The following is a 4,338-nucleotide window of genomic DNA, read 5'->3' as shown; positions in this document are numbered from 1 at the left end:
TGCGCGCCGCTCTGATGGATTATCTGCCCCCCGAAAATATCATCGTATGGGACGCGCCCGCCCCCAATTTCGGTGCCGACACCAACAATGCGGAACGCCGCAAGGCCGCCGAACTCATCCGGGAAAGCGCACTGGCGAGGCTCGATCCAGACTATGTGTTGATCAGTTCTGTCTTCGAAGGCTGGGGCGAGAATGTTGTGACCAGCGTCGGTCGATTGAGCTCGACCGTCCCAACGGCGATCATCCTCTACGACCTCATCCCCCTCATCCACCGCGACATCTATCTGCGCGATGCGACGCTTGCATCTTGGTATGAAAACAAGCTGAGCTATCTCCGCGAAGCGGACCTGCTGCTCGCCATTTCGGAATCTTCGCGCCAGGAGTCGATCGACTATCTGGGCATCGATCCGCGCAATACGGTCAATATCTCGACGGCTGCTGAGGAGCATTTTACCCCCGCCACGATCGACGCCAAGACCAGATCCCATCTGGCCCATGCCTATGGGATCGAACGCCCTTTCGTCATGTATACAGGCGGCATCGATTTCCGGAAGAATATCGAAGGGCTGATCGAAGCCTATTCGCGGATTGCCAAAGCCGTACGCCGCCAGCACCAGCTGGCCATCGTCTGCGCGGTGCAGGAACCCGAGCGACTTCGCCTGCTCGCTTTTGCCGCCGGCCTGGGATTGGCCGAAGGCGAGTTGATCATGACCGGCTTCATCCCGGAAGACGATCTGATCGCCTGCTATCGGTCTTGCAAATTGTTCGTGTTCCCGTCCTGGCACGAAGGCTTTGGGTTGCCCGTCCTCGAAGCCATGAAGTGCGGAAGGGCGGTGATCGCCAGCGACCGTTCCAGCCTGCCCGAAGTCGTGGGGCTGGAAAGCGCGCTGTTCGACCCGTTCGATCTCGATGCGTTGAGCGACAAGATCGCCGACCTGCTGACGAACGACAAGGAACGGACAAAGCTGGAACGGCATAGCCTGATTCAGGCGAAGAAGTTCGACTGGAACCAGACGTCCCGTCGTGCCTGGGCGGCGATGGAGGAAAGCCACGCCCGGCAGCAGCAGAAACGCGCGCTGCCTCTTGCGCCGCCGGTCAGGAAACCGCGCCTTGCTTTCCTGTCTCCCCTGCCACCCGAAGCGAGCGGCATCGCCGATTACAGCGCGGAACTGTTGCCGGAACTGGCCCGGCACTATCAGATCGATGTGGTTGTGACGCAAAGCCATATCAGCGACGTGAGCATAACGGCCAATTATCCGGTCCGCAGCGTCGAATGGTTTCGCGAGCATGCATCCGAGTTCGACCGGATACTCTATCATTTCGGCAATTCCGAATTCCACATGCACATGTTCGACCTGCTGCGCGCCTATCCCGGCGTGGTCGTGCTGCATGATTTTTATCTGTCGGGCATTTCATACTATCGTGAGGCGGTTCAAGATAATCCTCAGGGATTTGCTCGTGATCTGTTGCATGCGCATGGTTGGCTGGCGGCTACACAGAGGTTTAAGGCAAAGGATATCGAAGACGTCGTCTGGGCTTATCCTTGCAATTTGCAAGTAATCCAAGAATCTTTGGGAATTATCGTTCATTCAGATTATTCTAGAAATCTCGCTTGTCAATGGTATGGTGATGATGCGGCCGATGATTGGAAGTTAATACCGCTTCTTAGGCAACCTCTACTTGGACTTGATAGGGGCGCTGCGCGCGCGGCGCTTAATCTTCGTCCCGACGATTTCGTTGTTTGCAGTTTTGGCATGCTCGCCAAGAGCAAGATGAATGATCGCCTTGTTGCAGCTTGGCTCGCTAGCCCGCTCGCAAAAGATCCGCGATGCCATTTGGTGTTTGTTGGCCAGAATGACGGCGGCGACTATGGTGCGGGAATGCAACACAAGATCGGGAAGGCTTTTTCTGATCGGATCAAGATTACAGGGTGGGCCGACATGGCTACCTTCCGTCAGTGGCTGGCCGCTGCGGATGTGGGCGTGCAGCTTAGAACCTTATCGCGGGGGGAAACGTCAGCCGCCGTGCTCGATTGTATGAACGCGGGCCTTGCGACAATCGTCAATGCAAATGGTTCGATGGGCGAGCTTCCGCCGGATAGCGTCTGGTTGATGAATGATGCGTTTGCAGATGAGGACTTGGTCGAGGCGCTTACTGTCCTATGGGAAGATGACGACCGTCGTAACGACCTGAGCGAGGCGGCAAGGAATCATATTCGTCTGCGTCACCAGCCCCGTCGTTGCGGCAATGAATATGCATTAGCGATCGAGCACTATTATGCCAAGGCGATCACTCGGGAATCCGGTTTGGAACATGCTCTGGTAAAGAGCGGAATTAATCTAAGCTCACCGGAATGGGCGGCTGCCGGTCGATCCATCGCACGCAGTCTACCGGTTAATCCAAGACCTAAGCGTCTTTTGGTAGATATTACTGTGTTGGTTCAACATGATGCGCGCTCCGGTATTCAGCGGGTTGTGCGATCGATACTCTCGCACTGGCTCTCCAACCCTCCCGTGGGCTGGAGCGTTGAACCTGTCTATGCAGACGCGAGCAGGCAGGGTTTCCGTTATGCCCGGCGCTTTACATGCAGATATATGAATATTTGGGATGCTTGGTGCGAAGATGAAATGGTCGAACCTGCGCCCGGCGACGTTTTCGTTGGGCTTGACCTTAGTCCTACATCAACCACCCAGCAGCATGGGTTGCTTCAGGCTTGGCGTCGTTATGGCGTAAAAGTCCATTTCGTCGTGTATGATCTTCTTCCTGTGGTCTTAGGCGACCTGTTCACAACCGATGATCGTCAGAATTTCAGCGCATGGCTCAACGCCGTGACTCAGTTCGATAGTGTCATCTGTATCTCGCGCTCTGTTGCCGACACCTGTCATGACTGGCTGGTGCATTATGGGGCGAAGCGGGAGCTTCCGCTGGCGATCAACTGGTTCCATCTGGGCGCCGATACCGAAAATAGCATCCCTACCACCGGCCTTCCCAGCGACGCTGAGGCTGTTCTTTCCACGCTCCGCTCCAGTCCCTCCTTCCTGACGGTCGGGACCATCGAGCCGCGCAAGGGCGCTCGGCAAGTGCTGGCTGCCTTTGAAAAGCTCTGGGCAAAGAATGTTCCGGCAAATCTCGTGCTTGTCGGCAAGCTTGGCTGGATGATGGATGATCTGGCCGACCAGTTGCGCAATCATCCCGAACTGAACAGGAAATTATTCTGGCTGGAAGCCATCAGCGACGAGTATCTTGATCGGGTCTATGCCGCCTGCAGCTCTCTTATCGCCGCAAGTGAGGGGGAAGGCTTTGGTCTTCCCCTGATCGAGGCAGCGCGGCACGGGCTTCCGGTCATCGCCCGCGACATCCCGGTGTTTCGCGAGGTAGCGGGCGAGGCAGCCACCTATTTCGAGGACAGTCGCGATCCGCAGGCGATCGCCACTGTCGTGGAGCAGGCGATCAATGGCAGGAACAAAGCCGCGAACCCGCCCACCATTTCCTGGCTGACCTGGGCAGAAAGCGCGCAGGCGTTGCTGAAGATCGTCATGGGTCAGGAAAAGCCGTATAAAAACTGGTTACCCGATGGCGTCTTGCGCCTGTGGGGCAGCGACAGCCGCATGTTGTCGGCGGTCGGCGTGCCCGATCGTAAGAAGATGCGCACGAACGGCCAGGCCGGTTTCCTGCTCTATGGTCCCTATCTGCCCATGGCGGGCCAGTCCTATCGCATGACCGCTTCGGGCGACGCGGCGAAGCTGGTCGGCACCGAGATGATCGATGTCACGTCGCATGGCGGATCCAACATCTACTGGCGCGGATCGCCCCAGAGGGTGAAGGGTGCATGGAGCATCGATCAGGTCATCACCTTCGATGGTCCGATCAAGGATCTCGAAATCCGCTTCTGGGTCGACCAGGGGACGGACATGTCGGTGGAAGGTATTACGCTGGAACCCTGCGGAGATGTCGACCAGACAACCGCCAGCTCGAAGAAGGTTAAGGTGGACGCATAGGAAAAGCGAGACAATAAGGCGGGTGGATAGTGATCGGTAATCGATCACCCTCCACCCGGCGCAGCCTCCGCGCGATTCCGCCCATCAATCCTGCTTCCTGATCCGCGGCCCTCCACCCGTTTTGAGCTGCAACAGCCGCCGGTTCACGAACCGACGATCCTGTCCCCAATCTTCGTAAACGAGATATATTTTCCCGGCATCAGATATCCAACGGGCATAGGCCACCTGACACAATGTGTCTGGCCCAAGTTGAACAGTGCCGGCGGAACACGCAGGGAACGCGAGCTGGTAAGTATTTGATTTTGCTAGGCGTGGGTTTGGGGGCAAAACCGGATGTGCT

Annotated in this window: 1 protein-coding gene; it reads left to right on the top strand. The window is 57.0% G+C overall.

Annotation, left to right across the window (positions count from 1 at the left end; all coding sequences use genetic code 11):
• Nucleotides 1-14 precede the first annotated feature (14 nt).
• Complete coding sequence (locus DI606_RS19580) at nt 15-3,998, top strand: glycosyltransferase (protein WP_293985629.1); 3,984 nt, start codon at nt 15-17, stop codon at nt 3,996-3,998.
• Nucleotides 3,999-4,338 lie beyond the last annotated feature (340 nt).

It is taken from the genome of Sphingobium sp. (genome assembly GCF_003248505.1).
Classification (GTDB): Bacteria; Pseudomonadota; Alphaproteobacteria; order Sphingomonadales; family Sphingomonadaceae; genus Sphingobium.
This window is presented reverse-complemented; position numbering and strand designations above follow the sequence as displayed.